The 19,388-nt window shown below is 65.6% G+C and carries 20 protein-coding genes and 1 pseudogene; 12 read left to right on the top strand and 9 right to left on the bottom strand.

The window, feature by feature from the left end:
• Nucleotides 1-345: 345 nt before the first annotated feature.
• The 4 genes from F3I16_RS18240 to F3I16_RS18225 all read left to right on the top strand — a co-directional run bounded on the left by F3I16_RS18240 (nt 346) and on the right by F3I16_RS18225 (nt 4,091).
• The gene (locus tag F3I16_RS18240; RefSeq protein WP_160494969.1) at nt 346-957 is read left to right on the top strand and encodes a LysE family translocator; all 612 of its coding nucleotides are present in this window, start codon (nt 346-348) and stop codon (nt 955-957) included.
• An 89-nt stretch (nt 958-1,046) separates the two neighbouring features.
• Complete coding sequence (locus tag F3I16_RS18235; protein WP_160494968.1) at nt 1,047-1,772, top strand: ABC transporter substrate-binding protein; 726 nt, start codon at nt 1,047-1,049, stop codon at nt 1,770-1,772.
• Between the two features lie 104 nt (nt 1,773-1,876).
• Nucleotides 1,877-2,512 carry a DUF1326 domain-containing protein gene (locus F3I16_RS18230; RefSeq protein WP_160494967.1) on the top strand — a complete coding sequence of 212 codons (636 nt, stop codon included), beginning with the start codon at nt 1,877-1,879 and terminating at the stop codon, nt 2,510-2,512.
• A 142-nt stretch (nt 2,513-2,654) separates the two neighbouring features.
• Complete coding sequence (locus tag F3I16_RS18225) at nt 2,655-4,091, top strand: PQQ-like beta-propeller repeat protein (RefSeq protein ID WP_160494966.1); 1,437 nt, start codon at nt 2,655-2,657, stop codon at nt 4,089-4,091.
• 309 nt (nt 4,092-4,400) lie between these two features.
• On the opposite strand, the gene F3I16_RS18220 is transcribed toward F3I16_RS18225, so the two are convergent.
• Nucleotides 4,401-4,832: a 3-isopropylmalate dehydratase gene (locus F3I16_RS18220; protein WP_160494965.1), complete on the bottom strand. Its 432-nt coding sequence runs from the start codon at nt 4,830-4,832 to the stop codon at nt 4,401-4,403.
• A 271-nt stretch (nt 4,833-5,103) separates the two neighbouring features.
• On the opposite strand from F3I16_RS18220, the gene lepB reads away from it, so the two are divergent.
• The gene (gene lepB, locus F3I16_RS18215; protein ID WP_160494964.1) at nt 5,104-5,634 is read left to right on the top strand and encodes a signal peptidase I; all 531 of its coding nucleotides are present in this window, start codon (nt 5,104-5,106) and stop codon (nt 5,632-5,634) included.
• Nucleotides 5,635-5,718: 84 nt separating this feature from the next.
• Complete coding sequence (locus F3I16_RS18210; protein ID WP_160494963.1) at nt 5,719-6,573, top strand: tetratricopeptide repeat protein; 855 nt, start codon at nt 5,719-5,721, stop codon at nt 6,571-6,573.
• Nucleotides 6,574-6,608: 35 nt separating this feature from the next.
• Here F3I16_RS18210 and F3I16_RS18205 read toward each other — a convergent pair whose 3' ends face one another.
• On the bottom strand, nt 6,609-7,043 hold the full coding sequence (locus F3I16_RS18205; protein ID WP_160494962.1) for an HIT family protein: 435 nt from the start codon (nt 7,041-7,043) through the stop codon (nt 6,609-6,611).
• Nucleotides 7,044-7,175: 132 nt separating this feature from the next.
• On the opposite strand from F3I16_RS18205, the gene F3I16_RS18200 reads away from it, so the two are divergent.
• On the top strand, nt 7,176-7,880 hold the full coding sequence (locus tag F3I16_RS18200) for a glutathione S-transferase N-terminal domain-containing protein (protein ID WP_160494961.1): 705 nt from the start codon (nt 7,176-7,178) through the stop codon (nt 7,878-7,880).
• Between the two features lie 23 nt (nt 7,881-7,903).
• Here the strand turns inward: F3I16_RS18200 and F3I16_RS18195 are convergent, their stop codons facing one another.
• The 3 genes from F3I16_RS18195 to F3I16_RS18185 are packed head-to-tail and all read right to left on the bottom strand — an operon-like array spanning nt 7,904 to nt 9,264.
• A complete protein-coding gene (locus F3I16_RS18195) occupies nt 7,904-8,131 on the bottom strand; it encodes a DUF2798 domain-containing protein (protein ID WP_160494960.1) in 228 nt (75 codons plus the stop codon).
• Nucleotides 8,128-8,727 (bottom strand): flavodoxin family protein, encoded by a 600-nt coding sequence (locus F3I16_RS18190; protein WP_160494959.1) that lies wholly within the window; start codon nt 8,725-8,727, stop codon nt 8,128-8,130. The genes F3I16_RS18195 and F3I16_RS18190 overlap by 4 nt, the downstream gene beginning before the upstream one ends.
• A 39-nt stretch (nt 8,728-8,766) precedes the next feature.
• Entirely contained in the window at nt 8,767-9,264 is a 498-nt protein-coding gene (locus F3I16_RS18185; RefSeq protein ID WP_160494958.1) for a DUF2938 domain-containing protein, read from the bottom strand.
• Between the two features lie 81 nt (nt 9,265-9,345).
• Between F3I16_RS18185 and F3I16_RS18180 the strand changes: the two genes are divergently transcribed.
• Nucleotides 9,346-9,783 (top strand): helix-turn-helix domain-containing protein, encoded by a 438-nt coding sequence (locus tag F3I16_RS18180; protein WP_160494957.1) that lies wholly within the window; start codon nt 9,346-9,348, stop codon nt 9,781-9,783.
• Nucleotides 9,784-9,828: 45 nt separating this feature from the next.
• On the opposite strand, the gene F3I16_RS18175 is transcribed toward F3I16_RS18180, so the two are convergent.
• The 3 genes from F3I16_RS18175 to F3I16_RS18165 form a co-directional block, all read right to left on the bottom strand.
• Nucleotides 9,829-11,274: a SulP family inorganic anion transporter gene (locus F3I16_RS18175; RefSeq protein WP_160494956.1), complete on the bottom strand. Its 1,446-nt coding sequence runs from the start codon at nt 11,272-11,274 to the stop codon at nt 9,829-9,831.
• 111 nt (nt 11,275-11,385) lie between these two features.
• Nucleotides 11,386-12,687, bottom strand: a complete 1,302-nt coding sequence (locus tag F3I16_RS18170) for an MFS transporter (RefSeq protein ID WP_160494955.1) — start codon at nt 12,685-12,687, stop codon at nt 11,386-11,388.
• A gap of 204 nt (nt 12,688-12,891) precedes the next feature.
• Complete coding sequence (locus tag F3I16_RS18165; protein WP_160494954.1) at nt 12,892-13,770, bottom strand: LysR family transcriptional regulator; 879 nt, start codon at nt 13,768-13,770, stop codon at nt 12,892-12,894.
• 108 nt (nt 13,771-13,878) lie between these two features.
• Here F3I16_RS18165 and F3I16_RS18160 point away from each other — a divergent pair, with 108 nt between their 5' ends.
• Complete coding sequence (locus tag F3I16_RS18160; RefSeq protein WP_160495061.1) at nt 13,879-14,898, top strand: zinc-dependent alcohol dehydrogenase family protein; 1,020 nt, start codon at nt 13,879-13,881, stop codon at nt 14,896-14,898.
• A gap of 61 nt (nt 14,899-14,959) precedes the next feature.
• On the opposite strand, the gene F3I16_RS18155 is transcribed toward F3I16_RS18160, so the two are convergent.
• Nucleotides 14,960-15,898 carry a GlxA family transcriptional regulator gene (locus F3I16_RS18155; protein ID WP_160494953.1) on the bottom strand — a complete coding sequence of 313 codons (939 nt, stop codon included), beginning with the start codon at nt 15,896-15,898 and terminating at the stop codon, nt 14,960-14,962.
• A 133-nt stretch (nt 15,899-16,031) separates the two neighbouring features.
• Here F3I16_RS18155 and F3I16_RS18150 point away from each other — a divergent pair, with 133 nt between their 5' ends.
• From F3I16_RS18150 to F3I16_RS18140, 3 genes and pseudogenes are all read left to right on the top strand, one after another.
• On the top strand, nt 16,032-16,832 hold the full coding sequence (locus F3I16_RS18150; RefSeq protein WP_160494952.1) for an SDR family oxidoreductase: 801 nt from the start codon (nt 16,032-16,034) through the stop codon (nt 16,830-16,832).
• Between the two features lie 117 nt (nt 16,833-16,949).
• A pseudogene (locus F3I16_RS18145) lies at nt 16,950-17,835 on the top strand (alpha/beta fold hydrolase).
• 1 nt (nt 17,836) lies between these two features.
• Complete coding sequence (locus tag F3I16_RS18140; protein ID WP_160494951.1) at nt 17,837-18,568, top strand: hypothetical protein; 732 nt, start codon at nt 17,837-17,839, stop codon at nt 18,566-18,568.
• The last annotated feature ends 820 nt before the right edge of the window (nt 18,569-19,388 follow it).

The following is a 19,388-nucleotide window of genomic DNA, read 5'->3' as shown; positions in this document are numbered from 1 at the left end:
CGTTCCTCTTGGTCTGGGTCGCGCGGGCGACCAGGTGTGCGATAGGCCCGCGGCCAGCCGCGGGCAGAAATTCTTGGACCGGCAAAGCGGCAACGCCGGTGGCGGCACGCCTGTCGTAAGCGGCAGAGTGTGCCACAGCCGGGCGCCCGGCGCTGCCCCGACAGACTGCCGGCGACTGCATCCCTGCTAGGAGAGATGCTCGCCAGCCCGCCGGGGGCACAGGCCTCCCCCGCCATAAAGCAGGGCATAACGGCCACCACGGCAGGCGCCCGGCCTTGTGCGACGCGGCGCCCATGGGCTAGGGTCTGCTGGATGATCGGCCTCCCGGCCGCCTGGGGATCGAACATGGCCCTGCACACCTGGCTCATCTACCTTGGCGCCGTCATCGGCCTGGCGCTGACGCCCGGCCCCAACGGCCTGCTCGCCCTCAGCCACGGCGCCCTGTATGGCCACCGCCGCACCCTGTGGACGGTGAGCGGCGGCGTGCTCGGCTTCGTGCTGCTGATGGCCCTGTCGATGTTCGGCCTGGCCGCCCTGTTGCAGGCCTCGGTCGACGCGCTGATCCTGCTCAAGTGGCTCGGCGGCGCCTACCTGATCTGGCTCGGCGTGCAGCTCTGGCGCGCCCCGCCCCTGCACCTGGCCGCGCTCGCCCCGGCAGCCGCCAGGCCCGGTCCGCAGCTGTTGCGCCAGGGCCTGCTGGCGGCAGTCTCCAACCCCAAGGTGATCCTGTTCTACGCCGCCTTCCTGCCGCAGTTCCTCGACCCGGCGGCGGACCTCTGGCTGCAGTTCGCCGTCATGGCGCTGACCTTCGCCCTGGTCGAAGGCCTGGTGGAATATGCCCTGGCACGCATGGCCCAGCGCATCCGCCCCTGGCTGGAGCGCAGCGGCAAGGTCTTCAACCGCGGCTGCGGCGGCCTGTTCACGGCGATGGGCCTGGCCCTGCCGCTGACCCGTTGAAGCCGGCACAGGACCACCGAGCCGGTTTCTCGGTAAGCTGTGGCGCGCGCCCCCGCACCCCGAGCCCCAGGCCGCCACCCGCCATCGCCATGCATCTATTGTCGCTCGCCCTCCTGCTGTTGAGCGCCGCCCTCGCCGCCGAGGAGCGGCCGCTGCGCTTTGCCGTGACCGACAGCTGGGCCATGCCGATGATGCAGATCGATGACCGGCGCGCCACCGGCGGCATTCTCTACGACCTGCAGACCCGCCTGGCGCAGAAGGTCGGGCGGCGCGCCGAACTGCTGGTCATGCCGCGCCTGCGCGTGCAGCAGGTGCTGGTGCGCGGCGAGATCGACGTGCGCTGCTACGTCACCCAGGACTGGCTGCAGGAGTCCCATCACCAGTACATCTGGAGCGTGCCCTTCATGGTCCAGCGCGACCTGCTGGTGAGCCGCCGCGACGGCGCCGCACTCGATCCGCGCCGACTGCCGGGCGAAACGATCGGCACCGTGCTGGGCTTCAGCTATCCGCGGCTGCACGCGCTGTTCGCCAGCGGCCGGCTGCGCCGCGACGACGCCCGCACCCAGGAACAGGCCCTGGACAAGCTGCAGGCGCGGCGCTACCGCTACGCCGTCAGCAATGAACTGTCCCTCGACTGGTACAACCGCCGGCAGCCCGCCGAACGCAAGCTGCAGGCAGTGGGCGAAGTGAGCGCCGACCCGATCGCCTGCATCGTCCGCGACGAGCCGGACGTGCCGACCATGCGCCTGCTGCGCGCCCTGGTGCGGATGAAGCAGGACGGCGAATTTGAGGCGATCCTGGCCAAGTACCGCTGAGCCGGCGGCCGCCTTTAGTCGGCTCGCGCCCCGCCCACCCGGCCCCGGGGTTAGCCTGACTGATGGGGGATTGCCAACCCCGCTGCGGCGGGAAGGAGGACGCCATGTCCATGGCCGACTGGCGGATGCAGGGCGACGAATTCGTCACCTGCAACTGCGACTGGGGCTGCCCCTGCCAATTCAGCGCCCGGCCCAGCCGCGGCAAGTGTGAAGCCGTGGTGTCGATGCGCATCGACCGGGGCCACTTCAACGAAACCGTTCTCGACGGCCTGTGCTGGGTCGGCATGTTCGCCTGGCCGGGCGCCATCCACGAAGGCAACGGCCGCTGCCAGGTATTCATCGACCAGCGCGCCAGCGCCGAACAGCGCAACGCCCTGCTGACCATTCTCTCCGGAGCCGAAACCGATCCCGGCGCCACCGTGTTCAATGTGTTCGCCGGCACCATCAGCGAGATGCACGAACCCCAGTTCGTCGCCATCGAGCTGAGCGTCGATGTCGACGGGCGCCAGGCCCGGGTGCGCATTCCCGAGGTGCTGGAAGCCAGTGGCGAACCGATCCGCAACCCGGTCAGCGGCGAAGCCCAGCGCGTGCGCCTGGTACTGCCCGACGGTTTCGAGTTCAACGAAGCGGAAATGGCCAGCGGCAGCTACCAGACCCAGGGGCCGATCCACATCCAGGCGCAGAACAGCCACGGCCACTTCGCCCACCTGCACTTCACCGGGCGTGGCGTGGTGCGCTGAGCGGAGCCGCCCATGGCCGGCGCGGGCAAGCGCCGATAGCGTGACGCCGAGCATGGCCTGGGCATGTCGACCGGCCCTTGCCCGCGGCATTGCTTAGAATGCCGCGTCGCCCACGCCATGGGCATCTGCCAGGAACACAAGGATGCGTTTATCACTTTCCCTGCGGGGATTTCTCCTGCTCGCCAGCATCAGCCAGGCCTGCCATGCCACCCAGTACCTGTGCGCGAACGCTGCCGGCCAGCTCAGCCAGCAAACCCAGGCCTGCCCGGCCAAGGCGGCGCCAGCCGACCACAGCAACGCCTATGCCGCCCTCGATGAACAACAGCTCGGCTGGTACCAGACCCAGATCCACTGCATCGACGGGCTGTTCTTCGAGGATGGCTACGAGGACAACGACCCCGAACGCCAGCGCCTGATCAACCAGCGCCTGCAGGGCACGGACCTGCCCCCCTATGTCGAAGCCCAGTTCAACGCCCTGCTCGCCGCACGCGCCAGCGAACCCGAGTTCGATGAAAGCGCCTATCGCGCCTGCCACCGGCAACTGGCGAAAAATCCGGAGCCCAATACCGGCAGCCGCGTCGAGCTGGTCAGCCACTTGCGCCTGGACAACCTGCACAGCCCGCAGGGCAAGCCTGCCCGCGCCATGACCTGGTCCTACAACCGGGCCAGCGAGGGCCTGCACCTGCTCGCCAGCACGGCCGACCAGGCACTGTTCAGCAGCGGCACGAGCGTCCTCCACGCGGTCGACCTGCGCACGGGCAAGGCGCAGTGGAAACGCGATCTGGATAGCGAGATAAGCAGCCAGGCCCTCGCCGGCGGGCAGATCTACCTGGCCGACGAAGCCTTCTTCATCCACTCAATCGACACGAGCAACGGCAAGACCCTGGCCCGTTTCGAGCAGCAAGGCCTGGCCAGCGACCTGACCGTGCTGGGCGACCTGCTGGTATGGATCGAAGAAGATTTCCAGCTGGTCGCCATCGACCGCACCAGCGGTGACGAACGCTGGCGGCTCGAACTGCAAGGTGAGGGCTACCAAGCCTTGCGCAGCGTAGATAACCGCCTGTTCCTGCTCGACGGCGAGGGCCGGGTGCAGGCCTTCGACAGCAACGGCAAGGCGCTCTGGCAACGCCCCATGGGTGCCAGTGGCAGCCTGCTCGCCGGCAACCAGCTGTACGTCCTCGACGAAGAGCAGCACAGCCTGCAGGCCCTGGCCACGGACAACGGCAAGACGCTGTGGCGGCTCGGCTTCCAGGAGAGCCAGACGCCCCATCTCGATGCCGACGCGCACCTGCTCTATCTCCACAGCAGCGCCAACAGCGATCTGCAGGCCATAGATCTGCGTAACCGCCAACCGCAATGGCAGGTCCAGCTGGGCAGCGAGCTTAGCGACAGCTCCCTTCACTTCGCCGGGAACACCCTGTTCCTGCGCAGCGCCGAGGATCAGCTGTACCTGCTTGACCGGCGCGACGGCTCGCTCAAGGACCACCTCTCCAGCCAGCAGGAGCTGGGCTCGTTCATGCAGAGCGGTCGCTATGCGCTGTTCAGCGGCACCAGCAACCTGCTGCTGTTCGAGTTGTAAAGCGGGTTACCACTGGCTATGTACCTGTTACGCCTTGCTACGCCGCGCTGTTGTTTGGCTCAAGCGCTCGCGGTGGCTGCTCTGGCTGTTCGTGGGAGCGAATTCATTCGCGATCAGGGCCTACGCCGAGCTGCCTGTTTATCGCGGATAAATCCGCTCCCACTAAAGCTTGATGGCCTGTGCAACACGCTATTGGGACATAGCCTTACCACTCGCGGCAGCCGACGGGCCGCGCAGCAGCCCGGCACAGCTCATCCGCTGGCGTCCGGCCGGCAAACCCGGGTCATCCAGGCTCGCCGGCACGGGCGATCAGGGCCGTGGCTGCTCGGGCAGGATGTCGAAACCGCCCTTGTTCTGGCTGACGATGCGAAAGGCATGACTCTCGCCGGCCTTCACCGGCACGGCCAGTTCGCGCAGCAGGCGGCCCTTGCTGCACAGGGTGTCGTCCTGCTTGTCCAAGGTGATGCCCACCACGCGGGTGCCGGCCGGCACCTGGAAGCTCGCCACCTCACCGACGCCGATGCGCGCGGCCACCTGGCGATCCACCTCGATGGCCACGTAGCAGCCGCCGCCCATCATGCCCAGGTCGCGGTTGACCACGATCTGCCCGCCGCCCTCGCGCGCATCCTGAAAGGCCAGCAGCCGATCGGCCGGCACCGGGCGCACATCCTCGGGATCGGCACGGAAGGACGAACAACCGGCGAGCAACAGCAGGGGCAGAACCGCAGAGATCAAGCGCATGGAAGCCCTCCTTGGGCGATCGAAGATGCGGCCCCAGTATTGGCGCTCGCGCCGCTCACCACAAGCCGGGCGCGGCGCAGATCTGCAGCGCAGCGGCGCCGTGGGCCGGGGCGAACGTCCGCCCGTGCCCAGCCGGCAAGCCCGCCACGGGCAACTTGTGCGGCTTGCGGCGAATGGCTAATGTCGTCCCCAGCCTGCCCGCCACCTCGGCCGGCACCCCGCGCATGGAGCGCAGCGCCGGAACGCCCGGCAAGACCACGGAAGGATCTCGATGCGCGTCAAACCCTGGAAACTGTTCGCCGGCATTCTCGTGGCCGCAGCCGCCTACTACCTGGCCAACCCCTTGGGCATCCCCAGCCTCGACCCGCGGGCGCGCATGCTCGGCTTCGTTCTCTACTCGGTGCCCTCGCAATCGATGCAGCCCACACTGGAATCGGGCGATCTGGTCTTGTGCAACATCTGGCCCTACGTCCTGGGCGAGCCCAAACGCGGCGACATCCTGGTCTTCCGGGTCCCGGACAAGACCGCAGCCAGCTATGTCAAACGGGTGATCGGCCTGCCCGGCGACCTGCTGGCCATGTACGACCATCAGGTCTACATCAATGAGGTCGCGATTGCCGAACCCTACATTCGCCGGCCGTTCTTCCCCGGGCGAGGCAGCTACGGGTCTCTGGCACCCACCCGCATACCTGCCGGGCACTATTTCATGCTGGGCGACTCGCGCGACAACTCCAGGGACAGCCGCATCTTCGGCCTGGTGCCCAAGGCCAATCTGATCGGCAGGATCGACACGATCTTCTAGCCCCATCGCCAGCCTGGCGGCGAGCCCGCCCAACCCAACCGCCCAGCACCCACCGCAGAGCCGGAACCGGCAAGGAGCCCCACCATGCAGTACCCCCGCCATCTTCCACGACTGCTGGCCAGCCTGGCCCTGCTCGGCAGCCTCGGCGCCGGGAGCGCCTGGGCCAGCACCTGCGCCATAGTCGTCGACCCGGCCGATGCGCCCGGCGTCGAGGCCCTCAAGGCCAAGGCCGCGGTGGGCGATGCCTGTGCCCAGTTCAACCTCGGCTATGTGTACTACACCCGCCAGGCCTACGCCCTCAGCGAGCTGTGGTATGCCCAGGCCGCGGACCAGGGGGTCGCCCGCGCGGCCTTCGAGCTGGCCATCCTCTACCGCGACGAACTGCTCCCCGGCGGCGATGCCAAACGCCTGCCCCTGCTGGAACAGGCCGCCAACCAGGGCCTCGACCTGGCCCAGGTGGAACTGGGCGTCGACTACCTGCTGCAGGGCGACGACCCGCAGCAGCAGTTCATCGCCATGCAGTGGTTCGAAAAGGCCGCCGTACAGGGCAACGCCCACGCCCAGTACCTCCTCGCCGAGGAATACTGGACCGACGACAACGGCATTCAGGACATCAGCAGCGACGACGGCCTCGCCGAGCGTTACGTCAGCAACGACGACAAGGCCCTGCAGTGGCTATGCAAGGCCGCCCTGGGCGGCCATGAACAGGCCCAGTACGGCCTCAGCCATGCCTACAGCATCGGCCGCGGCATGCCGAGCAACCAGATCCAACGCCGCCTCTGGCTGGAAAAGGCCGCGGCCAGCGGCTCTCAAGAGGCCATCGCCGAACTGGATACCAGCGATACCGCCTGGTACACCCAGGCCGAACAATGGCTCAAGCGCCAGACCGTCAGCGAGGAAGCCCGCTGCCCGGATGTCGCCCTGGCCCTGGAGCAATAAACCCGGCCCGGACGGTTCACCGACCAGCGCCGCCCTCAGCCCAGACGCGCCAGCAAGCGTGCCTGCAGCTGCTCCAGCTCGGCCGGGTCGGCCTTGGCGCTGGCGTGGATGCCCAGGCTTTCGCCGGTAAAGCGCGGGATCACGTGCATGTGGATGTGAAACACCGTCTGCCCGGCCGGCGCGCCGTTGAACTGCGCCACCTGCACGCCGGCCGGCTGCAGCTCGTCCACCAGCGCGCGGGTCAGGCGCTGCACCACGGCCATCACCTTGGCCAGGCTGGCGCTGTCGATTTCCAGGATATTGCGCGCCTGCACCTGCTTCGGGATCACCAGCGAGTGGCCGAAGGACTGCGGGAACACATCGAGGAAGGCCAGCACCTCGTCGTCCTCGTACAGCTTGTAGCAGGGGGCTTCGCCGCGAATGATCTTGGCAAAGATGTTCTGTTCATCGTAATCGCCGTGCAGGCTCATCAAGGATCTCCGGTAGCGCTGTGCAAAGGAGCGAACCATACCGGTTTCGGCCCGCCGGGAGAAACCCGCCACCTGACCGAACGGACATTCGCCGCTATCCTGCCCCTTTCCGCCAGCCCGACCGGAGCGCCCATGCCAGACCTGTCCGCCTTCGCCATCACGCACAAATGGCCCGCCACCCAGCCCGATATCCTGCAGCTCTACTCGCTGCCCACGCCCAATGGGGTCAAGGTGTCGATCATGCTGGAAGAGACCGGCCTACCCTACGAGCCGCACCTGGTCAGCTTCGACAGCAACGACCAACTCAGCGCGGAATTCCTCTCGCTCAACCCGAACAACAAGATCCCCGCCATCCTCGACCCCAACGGCCCGGACGGCCAGCCGCTGGCGCTGTTCGAGTCCGGCGCGATCCTGCTCTACCTCGCCGAGAAGACCGGCCAGCTGCTGCCCCGGGACGCCGCCGCGCGCTACCAGACCATCCAGTGGCTGATGTGGCAGATGGGCGGCGTCGGCCCGATGTTCGGCCAGGTCGGCTTCTTCCATAAATTCGCCGGCAAGGACTACGCGGACAAACGCCCGCGCGACCGCTACATCGAGGAAGCCAAGCGCCTGCTCGGCGTGCTCGACCAGCGCCTGCAGGGCCGCGAGTGGATCATGGGCGAGGCCTACAGCATCGCCGATATCGCCATCTTCCCCTGGGTACGCAACCTGATCGGCTTCTATGGGGCGGGCGAACTGGTGGAGTTCGAGCGTTTTGCCCATGTACAGCGGGTGCTCGAACGCTTCCTGGCGCGGCCGGCGGTGGTACGGGGGCTGGCGATTCCGCGGCGGGACTGAGCGGATGATTGCGGCAAACGTTCCTAGTCGCTGCGCACCAGCCTCTCGACCAGGCGCCTAGTCAGCGGGCTGATCAGCAGCACCAGCGGCAAAGCCAGCAGCCAGGCTGACAGCCAGGCGCCGAGCCACAGGCTGGCAAAGCCGGGAATCAGACCCGTGGCGCGGAAGGTGGAGAGTCCCGAGACCAGCAGAGACATCACCCCCGAGAGAATCAGGGCGAACAGCAGCGGGCTGTATTTGCGCGGGATCATCCGACCACCTCCAGGCTCTGCGTCAGTGGGCTGCCGTGGTGCAGGCGCTGCAGGGTGGCGGCGAAGTTCTGCCCGAACAACCGCGCGGTCTTGATATCACCCGGCACAAACGAATCGGCCGACGAGGCCTTCTCCGCCTGGGCCATCAGCCCCGACCAGGAACCGAGGCGGTTTGCCGCTTCGTCGTAGGCAACGCCCATATGCTGCTCCGGCAGAATCGGATTGCCGACCCACAACATGCCGTGCTGCATGCAGAAGACGAACATCGACAGCAACGTCGATTGCTTGTCACCGGCCGGCAAGGCCGACACCGTGAAACCCGCCGCCAGGCGCCCGCGCAGTTGCTGGCTGCGCCACAGCCCGCCGGTGGCGTCCATGAAGGCCTTGACCTGGGCCGACACCCCGCCGAGGTAAGTGGGTGAGCCGAGGATGTAGGCGTCGAACCCAAGCAGCGCATCCGGCGCCGTGGCCAGGTCTTGCGCCTGCAACAGGCCAACTTCGATACCGGGCACGCTGCGCGCGCCCTCGGCAACGATGCGGGCGATGTGCGCGGTGTGCCCATGGGCACTGTGGTAGATGATCGCGACTTTGTTCATGACTGTAACTCCAGGAAGCCGAGGGATAGGTGTCTGCGCTCAGCGCAGCAGCGCGCCGATCAGCGCGGCGGCCAGGTACAGGCCCAGGCCGAATACGCTGTGATTGGCCAGGCTCTTGAGGCAGTTGCGCAGTGGGGTTGGCGTCTTGGCGGCGGCGAAGCCGGAGCCCATGGCCGGCTGAATCACCAGCAGGGGGATGCTGACCGTGGCGATGCCCAGCAGCAGCGCCGGGAGCAGCGTCGGCTGCCAGGCCCAGTCCAGGCCGACGATGGCCAGCAGCAGCGCCGCAAAGGCGATGCCGGTGACGTAATGCATCAGCCAGCCCAGGGCCAATTCGCCACGGATCGGCGGCGATTTGGCGATGGCCGCATGGGCCAGCTTGCCGCGCAGCAGATGCCCCACCCAGCGGCCGATGAAGGCAAAGTTCAGGGTCGGCACGCCGGCGTATTTCAACAGCATCAGCCAGATATCCATCAGCGCCGTGGCCAGGATGCCAATGCCGGCCGCCAGGGTTATGAATTGCAGTAAGTTCGTCATAAGGACCTCTTCAAGGTTGACCCGCCAGGGGTTCTGCTCGAATCTACAAGTTCAAGTGAACTTGAGGTCAAGGGGTAGCTGATGGATATCGCTGAAGTCGCCAGACGATCCGGTGTGCCAGCATCGGCGCTGCGTTTTTACGAAGAAAAGGGGCTGATCGCTTCGCTCGGCCGCCAGGGTGAGCGGCGCAGCTTCGCGCCGCAGATCCTCGATCAGCTGGCGCTGATCTCGCTCGGCCAGTCGGCCGGCTTCACCCTGGAGGAAATCCGCTCGATGTTCGCGCCCGGCGGTGCGCCGGCCATCGACCGGCAGATGCTGGCGGCCAAGGCCGATGAGCTCGATGCCACCATCAAGCGCCTGCAGGCCATGAGCAATGGCTTACGCCACGCAGCGGCCTGCCCGGCACCGAGCCACGCCGAGTGCCCGACCTTCCAGCGCCTGGTGCAAGCGGCGGCCGCCAGCGCGCATGAGCGCAAGCGCAGTAAGAGCCTGCGCAAGGGCACGCCGCCGCCCCGCTAGCCAAGGTTCAGACTGAGGACAGCCAAGCCGCGCCGCATGGCGACCTCAGTCGTGCGCTACGCCATAGCGCTTGAGCAGTTGCTTGCAACGCGCGGACAGGTGCAGCACGCGTAGCTGCTTGCCAGCCTTGGCGTAACGCTCGCGCAGGGTCTTCAACGCGGCGATGGCCGAGTAGTCGACGAAGCTCAGGTGGCGGCAGTCGAGGACGACCTGCTGCGGATCGTTGGCCGGGTCGAACTGGTTGAGAAAAGGCGTGGTCGAGGCGAAGAACAGCGTGCCGTGCAGGCTGTAGAGCTTGCTGCCATCGGCCTGTAGATGGCTGTCGGCATACAGCTCGCGGGCGTGCTGCCAGGCAAAGTTGAGCGCGGCGATGACGATGCCGCAGAGCACGGCGGTGGCCAGGTCGGTGAACACGGTGATGCTGGTTACCGCAATGATCACCAGCACATCGTTCAGCGGCACCCGGTTGAGTACCCGCAGCGAGGCCCAGGCAAAAGTCTGCTGCGCCACCACGAACATCACCCCGACCAGCGCCGCCAGCGGAATGCGCTCGATCAGCGGCGAGAGAAACAGCACGAACAGCAGGATCATCACCCCGGCGACCACGCCGGAAAGGCGGCCACGGCCACCGGAGCTGAGGTTGATCACGGTCTGCCCGATCATCGCGCAGCCGCCCATGCCGCCAAATGCCCCGGAGACCATGTTGGCCGCGCCCAGGGTCACGCATTCACGATCTGGAAAGCCGCGGCTCTCGGTGATCTCGTCGGTCAGGTTCAGCGTCAGCAGGGTTTCCAGCAGACCGACCAGGCCCATCAAGATCGCGTAGGGCGCAATGATGCGCAGGGTTTCCAGGGTCCAGGGCACCTGCGGCAGGGCGAACTCCGGCAGGCCGCCGGCGATATGGGCCATGTCGCCCAGGGTGTGGGTCGGCAGGCCGAGCAGGTACACCGCCAGGCCCACGCCGAGAATCGCCACCAGCGCCGGCGGCACGCTGCGGGTCAGACGCGGCAGCAGGTAGACGATGGCCATGGTCAGCGCCACCAGGCCGAGCATCAGGTACAGCGCGTTGCCGCTGAGCCAGGCCTCGCCCTCTTTGAAGTGCTCCAGCTGGGCCAGGGCGATGATGATGGCCAGGCCGTTGACGAAGCCGATCATCACCGAGTGCGGCACCATGCGGATCAGCTTGCCCAGGCGCAGCACCCCGAACAGGATCATCAGCAACCCGCCGAGCAGCACAGTGGCCAGCAGGTACTGCACACCGTGCTGCACCACCAACGCGACTATCACCACAGCCATCGAACCGGCGGCACCGGACACCATGCCCGGCCGCCCACCGAACAACGCGGTCAGGGTGCAGATGATGAAGGCGCCGTACAGCCCCATCAGCGGATTGAGGTGCGCCACCAGGGCGAAGGCGATGCATTCGGGCACCAGCGCAAAGGAGGTGGTGAGCCCGGCCAGGACGTCGGCGCGCAGCCGTTTCATTTTCATGTAATGACCCAAGAGCGGGCAGGCAAGGCCGGTCCGCGGAGCGTGTGGGAAACGAGGGCCGGCGATGTTACGGAAATGCCGGCGGGCTGGCCACTGATTGGCCGGGCGCCATCACGGCGCCGACTGGTCACCCGCCTCTGCCGCCGGATTGGCCCGCTGCATCTGCTCATGCACCGTGCGTTCCTCCACACGTGGATCGAGGGCGGCCGAGAGCGGCGAGCTGGTCATGTTGTCCGGCACGGCCACGTGCTGCAGCGGCGCATTTTCCACCGGCTGCATGTTCTTGATGGTGTCCGGGCGCACGCGGAAGATCAGCACGAAGGCGCAGAAGCAGACGAAGGCATAGAGCATGTTCGGCCCCAGCTCGCGCATCAGCAGCCCCGCGGTCAGCGGCCCCAGGCAGGCACCGATGCCGAAGGTCACCAGCAGCATGGCCGTCAGCGAAACCCGGTGTTCGGCCTCGATGTAGTCGTTGGAAAACGCCACCGCCAGCGGGTACAGGCTGAACTGCAGCAGGCAGAAGACAAAGCCCAGGGGGAACAGCAGCGCCAGCGGCAGCTCGGTCAGGATCGCCAGGGGCAGACTGGCCAGGGTCAGCAAGACCGCGCAGTTGCGGATCAGCGCGCCGCGATCGTAACGGTCCGACAGCCAACCCAGCGGCCACTGCACCAGCAGGCCGGCGAGGATGCAGCTGGCCATGAACAGGCCGACCTGCAAGGTACTCAGGCCCATGCGCGAGGCGTGCAGCGGCGCCAGACCATAGAAGGAGCCGATGGCCAGGCCCGAGACCAGAATGGTGGTCAGCGACTGCGGCACCCGCCTGATGAAAAACAGCGGCTCCAGCGCCACCGGCTGCATGGGCGCCGGGTGGCTGCGACGGGTCATGGCCACCGGCACCAGACACAGGGTGAAGCACAGCGCCACCAGCATCAGCAGCTCCAAGCCCAGCGCCGGATGCAACACCAACGTGAGCTGGCCGAGCATCAGGCCGAGGTAGCAGGCAATCATGTAGCCGGAGAACACCCGCCCGCGCTGGCTGGCATCAGCCTGCTCGTTGAGCCAGCTCTCGATCACCATGTACTGGCACATCATGCCCAGGCCCACCAGCGCGCGCAGCACCAGCCAGGCCGGCAGCCAATCGATCAGGCCGTGACCGAGCACGGCGGCACCGACCACCCCGGAGCTGGAAACAAACGCGCGCATATGGCCGACCCGGGCGATCAGCCGATGGCCAACCTTGCCGCCCAGCACCAGGCCGAGATAGTTGGCCGCCATCAGCGCGCCGATCCATGCGGTATCGACCTTATCCGCGGCCAGGCGCAGGCCCAGATAGGTACTCAACAGGCCGGAGCCGATCAGCATCAGCAAGGTGGCGAAATACAGTGAGCGAAACGACTTCCAAATACTGGTCATGGACAGCTCGGTGGTTCGATCAGTGAGAGCCTGGGGAAACAGGCCGAACAGGCATCGGTGGATGAACTGGAGTATGGATCAGCCAAGCAGAAGACAGGGCCTGGTCATTGCTGAGACCGCCAGGCGTACGCGCAGCGTCACAGCTGCACCAGGAGAAAGCCTACACAGCCCACGCCCGGATCAGTGGCGATTCATCGCTCACGTTCAGAGCTGCTCCCGTAGAAAGTCGACGAAGGCCATCGTCCGCGCCGAACGTCGCCGCTCGGCGCTGAAAACGGCATGGATGGGGAGTGCCATGGTCCGATAATCGTCCAGCACGCTGACAACCTTGCCCTGTTCGAGATCGGCCGCGAACAGCCATTCGGGAGACAGGGATATCCCCAGGCCGGAGAGGACCATTTCGCGGATGGCCTCGCTGCTGTTGCTGGTCATGTTGCCCGCGATGGCAACCTCGAACTCCTCTGCGCCACGGCTGAAGTGCCAGACATCGTAGTGCTCCAGCAATGTGAAGCCGATGCAGTTGTGGCCGCTCAGCTCGCCTGGCGTGCGCGGTACGCCATGGCGCGCCAGATAGGCCGGCGCTGCGTAGACCCGGCGGGCGCTGGCCCCGAGGGGTGCCGCCACCAGGCCCTCATTTCTCAGTACGCCGATACGGATGGCCAGGTCGATATCTTCCCTGAGCAGATCCTCGTTGTGATCGCTCAGCCTGAAGTCGATCCGCACCTCGGGATGACGCTGCAGAAAAATGCCTAGCCGCGGTGCCATGCACAGCCGTCCGTAACTTACGGGCGCGGCAATGCGCAGTTGCCCGGCGATTTTTTCCTGGCCGCTGGCGAAGCTCAGCGTGGCGCTTTCCAGGTTGGCAAGAATGTCCTGGCTGTGTTCGTAGAACCGCTGGCCCTGGTCGGTGAGGGCCAGATGTCGGGTGCTGCGGACGAACAACGGTCCACCGAGATGCTGCTCCAGGGCCCGGATCTGCTTGCTCACCGCCGGTTGCCCGAGGTTGCGCTCGCGAGCTACCGCGGAGAACGAGCCGCGCTCCACGACACGAACGAAGATGCGCATGCTGTCGAACAGGTCCATCGGCAATTAGGCCTCTTACCGGAATAGGTGATATGCACTTTTAGCTTCTTATCGGAATGCAAGGGTGACGGCAACCTGCAGATGTCCAATCTCTCGGGGTTCACCATCATGAATAACACCATGCTTGCCGCCATCGCCGAATCCGCCCAGGCCCCTCTGGTCGTGCGCAGCATTGCTCGCCCGGTGCCTGCCAAAGGGCAGGTCCTGGTCAGAGTGCATGCCGCGGGGCTCAACCCGCTCGATGGCAAGATCGCCGCCGGCGCGGCGGCGCATGCCCGCCAGCCGTTGCCCGCCGTGCTTGGCCTGGATCTGGCCGGTACGGTCGTCGAGCTGGGGGCCGGGGTTGAAGATTTCGCACCAGGCGATGAGGTCTTCGGCATGGCCGGCGGGATCGGCGGTGCCCAAGGCAGCATGGCCGACTATATCGCCGTCGATGCCCGCCTGATCGCACCGAAGCCGCGGCAGCTGAGCATGCGCGAGGCTGCGGCAGTGCCGCTGGTGTTCATCACGGCATGGGAGGGCCTAGTGGATCGCGCCAATGTGCGTGCCGGTCAGCGCGTACTGGTGCATGGCGGTGCTGGCGGGGTCGGCCAGATGGTCGTGCAGCTGGCCAGGGCCCGGGGCGCCGAGGTTTACGCCACCGGCTCGGCGGCCAGTCTCGATTTCATTCGTGCGCTGGGGGCCACGGCCATCGACTACCAGGAGGAGGCCGTGGAGGGCTATGTCGAGCGCTATACGGCCGGGGAAGGCTTCGACATCGTCTACGACACCGTCGGCGGCGCTACGCTGGACGCCGCGTTCCGCTCGGTGAAGTCCTACACCGGGCATGTGCTCAGCTGTCTGGGCTGGGGGCAGCACAGCCTGGCGCCGCTGTCGTTCAAGGGCGCCACCTATTCGGGCGTTTTCACCCTGCTGCCGTTGCTGTCCGGCCAGGGGCGCGAACACCACGGTGCCATCCTGCGCGAGGCCGCGGCGCTGGCCGACGCCGGGCAATTGAGGGTCAGAGTGGATCCGCAGCGCTACGGGCTGCATGCGGTCAACGAGGCTTTACGCCAGGTTGTGCAGGGGCGCGGCCAGGGCAAGACGGTTATCGAGTTGCTGGCCGGTCTTTCTGCCGGCCCGGCCTGATCTCGGGTTGCCTGCGGCTGCACAGATGCGCAGCCGCAGGGTGGGGAGCTGCATGCGCCGGCTATAGCTCGGTCCGGGAGGCGCGCCTGAGCATCTGTGGCGGCTGCCCAAAGGCTCTGAGAAAGGCCTTGCGCATCCTTTCCCGGTCAACAAAACCGGTTTCCACGGCGATCCGATCCATCGACAGGCGGCCCTTTTCGATCAGCAGGCGCGCGGCCTCGAGGCGCAGGCTCTCGACCGCCTTGGCCGGCGATTGACCGGTTTCGTCCCGGAAGGCTCGGCTGAACTGGCGGGTGCTGAGATTGGCGGCTTCGGCGAGTTCGTCCACCGCCAGGCGGCTGTGCAGGTTCTTCTTGGCGTAGTCCAGCGCCTTCTGGATGCGGTCGGACTTCGGCTTCAGCTTCGACAGCGCGGAGAACTGGGACTGCCCGCCAGCGCGGCGATGGTAGACGACCAGGCTCTTGGCTACGTCGCGGGCAACTTCGGGGCCGAGGTCCTGCTCGATCATTGCCAGGGCCAAATCGACGACGGCGGTCATGCCGGCCGATGTCCAGACATTGCCATCGACGATGAAGATGCGGTCTTCCTCCAAGCGTACGGCAGGGAAGCGCTTTTGCAGGTCGCTGGCAAAGAACCAGTGCGTGGTGGCCTGGCGGCCATCGAGGACGCCGGCCTCGGCCAGGGTAAAGGCCCCGGTGCACGGCGCCGCGACGCGTCGTGAGGTGCTGACGGACCGGCGCACAAAGTCCAGCAACCCCGGCGATGCCGGATGGATGTAGGTTGCGGCGCTGACCACCAGCGTATCCAGCGCGCTTTTGCCGAAGGGCTCGGTTTCAACCGCAAAACCGGCCGAGGTACGCACCGGGCCGCCATGTTCGGATAACAGGCGAATGCCGTAGAAGGCCTCGCCGACGGCGATGTTGGCCATTTCGAAGGCCGAAACGATCGCCAGGCTCATGACCTGAAAGTTGGGAAAAACGACAAAACCTACGCGATGCACGTGTTTCTCTGACCTGTTTCGAGCCATGTCCTAAAAAGACGTATATATGACATTTGAGACGTTATCAAGGCTGGTTAATCTCTTCTCAAGGCTTCTATTCAACAACCTTGCAAACGCCTCAGGAGAAACCCTTATGACTACTCAGACTTCCCATGGCAGTGCATTGATCACGGGCGCCTCGTCCGGTATCGGGGCGCTCTACGCCGAGCGCCTGGCCCGCCGCGGCTATGACCTGATTCTGGTGGCGCGCTCGCGGCAGCGTCTGGATCTGCTGGCCCAGCGTCTGAGAGAAGAGACCGGCTGCCAGGTCGAGGTGCTGGTCGCCGATCTGGGCGACCAGGCGGGGCTGGCGCGGGTGGAGCAGCTGCTGCGCACGCAGGATGACGTCTCGCTGCTGGTCAACAACGCGGGCGTCGGCGCGACCTCCGCATTGCTCGATTCGGATGTGGAGGCGATGACCCGCATGATCGAGCTGAACGTGACCGCGTTGACCCGCCTGGCCTATGCCGCCGCACCGGGATTCGTCGCGCGTGGCCGGGGCGCGATCATCAACATCGCTTCGATCGTGGGGATTGCCCCGGAGATCCTCAACGGGGTGTATGGCGCAAGCAAGGCATTCGTGCTGGCCTTCAGCCAATCGCTGCATCACGAGTTGGCCGGCAAGGGCGTGCAAATCCAGGCCGTCGTTCCCGGGGCTATCGCCACCGACTTCTGGGCGGTCGCCGGGACTCCGCTGGAGGCCCTGCCGAGCCAGATCGTGATGCAGCCGGCAGACCTGGTGGATGCGGCGCTGGCCGGTTTTGACCAGGGGGAACTGTTTACCCTTCCATCGCTGCCCGAGCTGGCCGATTGGCAGGCTTATGAGGCTGCACGGCAGAAGCTACTGCCCAATCTGTCCCGCCAGTCGGTAGCCGAACGCTATCGCCGCGACTGAGCAAAGATGATCGGTGCAGGCGGCAGAGTGTTTGTCGCCTGCCGTCTCCAGGTTGACTCACTAAGCATCGTGAGGTGCCGAAATGTCTGCGACTACGACCCCGTCAGGTGATCTGTCATGAACCAAGCAAGCGCCTTGCCCCCGACAGCCGTACGCCATCGCTACGCCGAGGTTGATGGCGTACGTATCTTCTATCGCGAGGCCGGGCAGCCCGAGCTGCCGACCTTGCTTCTGCTCCATGGCTTCCCAAGTTCCTCGCATCAATTCCGCCATTTGCTGCCGCTGCTGGCTGAGCACTTTCATGTAGTTGCTCCCGACTTTCCCGGCTTCGGTTTCACTCAGGTGCCCGCCGAGCGTGGCTATGTCTACAGCTTCGAGCAGATTGCCGGCACCCTGGCTGCCTTTACCTGCGCGCTGGGGCTACAGCGCTATGCACTCTATCTGTTCGACTATGGAGCGCCCGTAGGGCTGCGCCTGGCGCTGTTGCAGCCGCAGCGGATAGTCGGCCTGGTTTCACAGAACGGTAACGCCTACGAGGAAGGACTCAGCGAGGCCTGGGCGCCGGTGCGGGCGTACTGGTCCGATCCTTGCCATCCGCGATGCCCTGCTGAGCGCCGAGGCCACAAGCTGGCAGTACCTCACCGGTGTTCCCGACCCGGAGCTGATCGCGCCGGAAGCCATCATGCTCGACAACAGCCTTCTCGAGTGGCCCGGGGTTAAAGAGATCCAGCTCGATCTGATCCTCGACTACGCCAACAACATAAAGCACTACCCGGCTTTCCAGGCCTGGCTGCGCAAGAGCGACTTCCCGGTGCTGGTCATCTGGGGGCGTAACGACCCGTTCTTCCTCCCAGCCGGTGCCGAAGCGTTCGCCCGCGACGTGCCGCACGCGGTGGTCGAGTTGCTGGAAACCGGGCACTTCGCCCTGGAAACCCACTGTCACCTCATCGCCGCGCGGGTCAGGGCGGTGTTTGGGCAATCAGCTTCTGCAAGAGGGCAATGAGATGAACCATCAGAAATCTGCACTGCTGCAGCTGGTACTGGACGCCCATGGCGGTCTGGAGCGCTGGCGTCAATTCAACCGGGTGGAAGCCAGCATCACCAGTGGAGGTGGTTTGTGGGGAATGAAGGGCATGAAGCAGGATAGCCAGGCGCGGCAGATGTCGGTCTGGCTGCACGAGCAGCGCGCTTCGCTAATGCCTTTCGGCGCCCCTAATCAGCGTACAGCCTATTCTCCCGAGCGCATCGCTATCGAGACCGTCGAAGGACAGCTGGTGGCCGAGCGGCTTGATCCGAGAAGTTCCTTTCTGGGGCATGGCGAAACGACCCCCTGGGACCCACTGCATCGCGCCTACTTCAACGGCTATGCGCTCTGGTCCTACCTGACCATGCCCTTCCTGTTTGGCTTGCCCGGGGTGCACGCCGAGGAGGTCGAACCTTGGCAGGAAGGGGCAGCGCTCTGGCGGCGCTTGCGGGTCCGTTTTCCCGCAGACGTCGCGACCCATTGCCAGGTGCAGGAGTTCTATTTCGGCGATGACTTCCTCTTGCGCCGACATGACTACTGCGTCGACGTCAGTGGCGCCATTCCGGCTGCCCAGTATGTGCATGACTACGTCAGCTCCAGTGGCTTGCTCATGCCAAGCAAGCGCCGGGCTTATCGTCGAGCGCCGAACGGCCAGGCCATCGCTGCGGAGCTGCTGGTGTCGATCGATATCAGTGATGTTCGCTACACATGAGCCATGGCCATGTCCGCGACAGGGCTTGCTTGCGGGCCACTTCAAGGCAGCGCGTGACGGGTTGTGAAATCAGCAAGGAGGGCTTTATCTGCGCTACCGGTCCCCGCAAGGGATGGTGGCAAACGAGCCGAAGCGAGCATTCGGATGCCACTATGGGGCTCGGGTCTACCCCGCAACCTGATCGGGTAAAAGACCGACTAACCACCTTGCACCTCCCGGTGGCCAAGGCTGAGCTGGGGGCAAGTCGTCCGATCAACCCTGGGGGAGTCTTGCTGCGGTACTCGGTCGTGGTCATACATCGGCGTTTCGATGATGCTGGGGGGCGACGACGTTGACCTGGATGTTGTGCCGCGACAGCTCCAGCGCCAGGCCATGAAGTGAGATCGCCAGGCTCAGGCGCAGAGTCACAGCGGCACAGGGAGAAAGGCAGCACAGCCACGCTCAGATCAGTGGTGTTGAGTGCTGCATTAGCTGCTATGACCACCTGTGGCTGGGGACACCAGCCAGCAGCTAATCCCAGATAACTGTGAGAACATTCGGCTCAAGTCACCCAGGCAAGAACGGACTCACGATTGAAAAGCCCAACCCTCTACTACATCGCATGCCACTTCTGCGTTAGCTACATTAACGGTGCGGCCATCCCAGCCACTCGGCTGAGCAAGATCCTCGAAAACATGTTTCATGGGCGGCCGCTGACTGCATTGTCATTGAAATATCTTCAGCAGCTAAATCTCACCGAGTTACATCAACTAGCGAGCGGGCAAATGAATCGCCCCGGGTTTTGTGGAGGCCGTTTCGTTTAAGTCAGGCCGCCATGGCC

Source organism: Pseudomonas sp. L-22-4S-12 (assembly GCF_009799935.1).
In the GTDB taxonomy this organism is placed as follows: domain Bacteria; phylum Pseudomonadota; class Gammaproteobacteria; order Pseudomonadales; family Pseudomonadaceae; genus Aquipseudomonas.
The sequence above is the reverse complement of the archived record's forward strand: the minus strand, read 5'-3'. Positions and strand labels throughout refer to the sequence as shown.